The organism is Paenibacillus sp. P4_A7 (assembly GCF_056402455.1).
Window position 1 is genome coordinate 1 of sequence record NZ_JBFUHJ010000593.1, and the last position, 2905, is coordinate 2905.

4 protein-coding genes and 2 pseudogenes are annotated in these 2905 nt (G+C 45.4%); 5 read left to right on the forward strand and 1 reads right to left on the reverse strand.

Going from position 1 to position 2905, the window contains the following annotated elements; all coding sequences use genetic code 11:
* The 3 genes from AC1DWN_RS31515 to AC1DWN_RS31525 all read left to right on the forward strand — a co-directional run.
* Positions 1 to 512: fused MFS/spermidine synthase (locus AC1DWN_RS31515; RefSeq protein WP_477562798.1), on the forward strand; the 512-nt coding region annotated here is incomplete at its 5' end.
* A 35-nt stretch (positions 513 to 547) separates the two neighbouring features.
* Positions 548 to 1417, forward strand: coding sequence for an agmatinase (speB, locus tag AC1DWN_RS31520; RefSeq protein ID WP_477562799.1), 870 nt, complete (start codon positions 548 to 550; stop codon positions 1415 to 1417).
* A 143-nt stretch (positions 1418 to 1560) separates the two neighbouring features.
* Complete coding sequence (locus AC1DWN_RS31525; RefSeq protein ID WP_477562801.1) at positions 1561 to 1722, forward strand: hypothetical protein; 162 nt, start codon at positions 1561 to 1563, stop codon at positions 1720 to 1722.
* On the opposite strand, the pseudogene AC1DWN_RS31530 reads toward AC1DWN_RS31525, so the two are convergent.
* Positions 1692 to 1826 (reverse strand): annotated as a pseudogene (locus AC1DWN_RS31530) (glycoside hydrolase family 2 TIM barrel-domain containing protein); the annotation flags it as partial. The gene AC1DWN_RS31525 and the pseudogene AC1DWN_RS31530 overlap by 31 nt on opposite strands.
* A 2-nt stretch (positions 1827 to 1828) precedes the next feature.
* Here AC1DWN_RS31530 and AC1DWN_RS31535 point away from each other — a divergent pair.
* Together AC1DWN_RS31535 and AC1DWN_RS31540 are read left to right on the forward strand one after the other, a co-directional pair.
* Positions 1829 to 2194: pseudogene (locus AC1DWN_RS31535) on the forward strand (beta-galactosidase small subunit); the annotation flags it as partial.
* A gap of 157 nt (positions 2195 to 2351) precedes the next feature.
* The gene (locus tag AC1DWN_RS31540) at positions 2352 to 2861 is read left to right on the forward strand and encodes a DNA-deoxyinosine glycosylase (RefSeq protein ID WP_477562800.1); all 510 of its coding nucleotides are present in this window, start codon (positions 2352 to 2354) and stop codon (positions 2859 to 2861) included.
* Positions 2862 to 2905 lie beyond the last annotated feature (44 nt).

A 2905-nucleotide genomic window follows, 5' to 3' on the forward strand; every position in this document is an offset into this window, starting at 1 on the left:
ACATTGACGGCAAGGTTATTGAATATTCGAAAAAATATTTGCCTTCAATCGCGGGCGAGCTCGACAATCCGCGTGTAGAGGTTCTTGTAAATGACGGTTTCATGCACATTCATGATCACAAAAATACGTACGATGTTATTATGGTTGATTCCACTGAGCCAGTTGGTCCTGCTGCCAACCTGTTCACGCGCGGCTTCTACCAAGGGATCTACGAAGCTTTGAAGGAAGACGGTATCTTCGTTGCACAAACAGACAATCCTTGGTTCAAGGCTGATCTTATTCAAAGCGTTAACAAAGACGTGAAGGAAGTATTCCCTATCGTTCGTGTATATACAGCTAATATCCCGACATACCCAAGTGGCATGTGGACATTTACAATGGGCAGCAAGAAGTATGATCCGACTGCAGTTGATGAGTCCGCCATTCCAGAAATTGATACCAAATATTATACAGCGCGTCTTCACAAAGCAGCTTTCGTACTGCCTAAATTTGTTGAAGATCTCATTAAGTAAGAGCAGCTGCGCATAAGAAAGAGAGGACAAGCTTAATGAAACTCGACCAAAAATATTCCGGTAACGTCTTTATCCTGAGCTCGGACAATTACGAGAACTCCAAAGCTGTCATCTACGGCATGCCGATGGACTTTACCGTTAGCTTCCGTCCAGGTTCGCGCTTCGGTCCTCCTCGTATACGCGAGGTATCAATCGGGCTTGAAGAGTATAGCCCTTACCTCGATCGCAGTCTGGAGGACATCGAATATTTTGATGCCGGCGACCTGCTGCTTCCATTTGGAAACGCGGCACGCAGTCTCGAAATCATCGGTGAATTCGTGCGCGGTGTGTTAGACGACGGCAAAGTTCCGGTTGGACTCGGCGGCGAGCATCTCGTTTCGTGGCCAATCTTCCAAGAAGTTTATAAAAAATATCCTGATCTTGCGATTATTCACTTCGATGCTCATGCCGATCTTCGTGAGTCATATGAAGGTGAACCATTGTCTCACTCGACGCCGCTGCGTAAAGCGGCAGGCTTAATGGGTCCTCAGAACATTTATCAATTCGGTATTCGTTCAGGATCTCGTGAGGAATGGCAATATGCGAAAGAGAACATTAACTTCCATCCTTTTGAGGTACTGGAGCCGCTGAAAAAGGTGCTTCCAGAGCTAAAAGGTCGTCCCGTTTACTTGACGATTGATATCGATGTGCTTGATCCTTCCGCAGCACCTGGTACAGGTACAGCAGAAGCGGGCGGCATTACTTCGAAGGAGCTTATCGAAGCGGTTCATGCCATTGCTCGTTCCGGAGTTAACGTTGTTGGCTTCGACTTAGTCGAGGTAGCACCAGCATACGACCCAACGGAGCAAACACAAATCGTTGCAGCGAAGGTTATTCGTGAAATGCTGCTAGGCTTCTTGAAGTAAATTTTCTGATCGAAACATACGAAGAGTTTGACCTAGTGAAGATGCTGGGTTCAGGCTCTTTTTTTTATTTCGGTTATAATGAAGGTTACATTGCGTTCCCGCAATAGTGGAGGCAGGATCAAGTAGCAGTTGAAGGGATCATCTTGACGACAAACGAATATTGCAAAGTGCTAATCGTAGATGATGAAATATTGATCAGACAAGGGATGGATGGTGAAGAGTTGACTAAGCTCATTAAGCTGCATTATCCCAATATTGAAGTGATTGTATTAAGCAGCTTCGGTGAAACCTTACGGTCTGCATAGACAATTTCGTTCGTACAGAAGCCGAAATCGGTATGACGATTGCCAAAGTCACCACCATACGCGAGAAACTCTTTGCCGTAGCGATCTTTCTTCACGATTGCCTGATGGTGCTAGACTGGGGCTGTTCAAAAATACGGCTGCCGATAATGTATCTGGTTATGTCGTACCGCAGGAATCAGGCAACCGTACCGGTGTTCGCCGTGCGAGCGTGCTTGACCGGAAAGGAAGAGGCATTCGAATTATTGCCTCAGGCGAGCCAGTAGAGTGTAATATTTCTCCCTACACAGCGATTGAACTGGAGAGCGCACAGCATCACTATGAGCTTCCAGAGGTGCATTATACAGTTATCACAGTAGCTGGGCGGCAAATGGGCGTCGGCRGTGACGACAGCTGGGGTGCGCCAGTTCACGAAGAGTATACGATAAAAGCTGATCAAGACATGACATTCGAGTTTACCATTAATCGCGTTTAAGTCTTGCAATAAGGTTAACAATTAAAGGGTTGTCCCAAAAGGTCTGAGAAGACCATAGGGACAACCCTATTTGGGTATAATAGAATTAAAATAATGATACATTACCTCTTATAATAATGTGTTTTCTGTAACAATTCGCAACTAGGAGGATTAGTGAATGCGTATTTACTCATTTCCACCAGTCATTGATGAACGGGCACAAGTGCTTATCCTAGGAACCGCACCAAGCGTAAAGTCATTGGAGCATAAGCAATTTTACGGGCATCCGCAAAATTTCATGTGGCCCATCCTATATCGTTTATTTGCTGAGACAGCACCTGATCCCATCTATGAGAATCGGCTTGCCTTCTTGAAAGAGCATCGATTGGCGCTGTGGGATGTCATCGAGTCTTGCGAACGCGAAGGAAGCTTGGATGTGAAAATAAAGGATGAGGTTCCTCAGAAGCTGCCAGAGCTGATCGCAAAATATCCGCAGTTGCAATGCTTTGCTTTTAACGGTAGCAAAGCCTATGATACCTTTCAGAAATTTTACAAAGGGCATGAAAGCTTTCGTAATGTGACTTTATTCAAGCTCCCTTCGTCAAGTCCAATACCAACTCAGAAAATGCGAACATTGGAGGATCGGGTAAAGGCTTGGCGTGTAATTGTGCCTTACGCATCAATTTAACCGCCTTCTATCGTTGAAATTAGGATGCTACCTGTATATAGTAG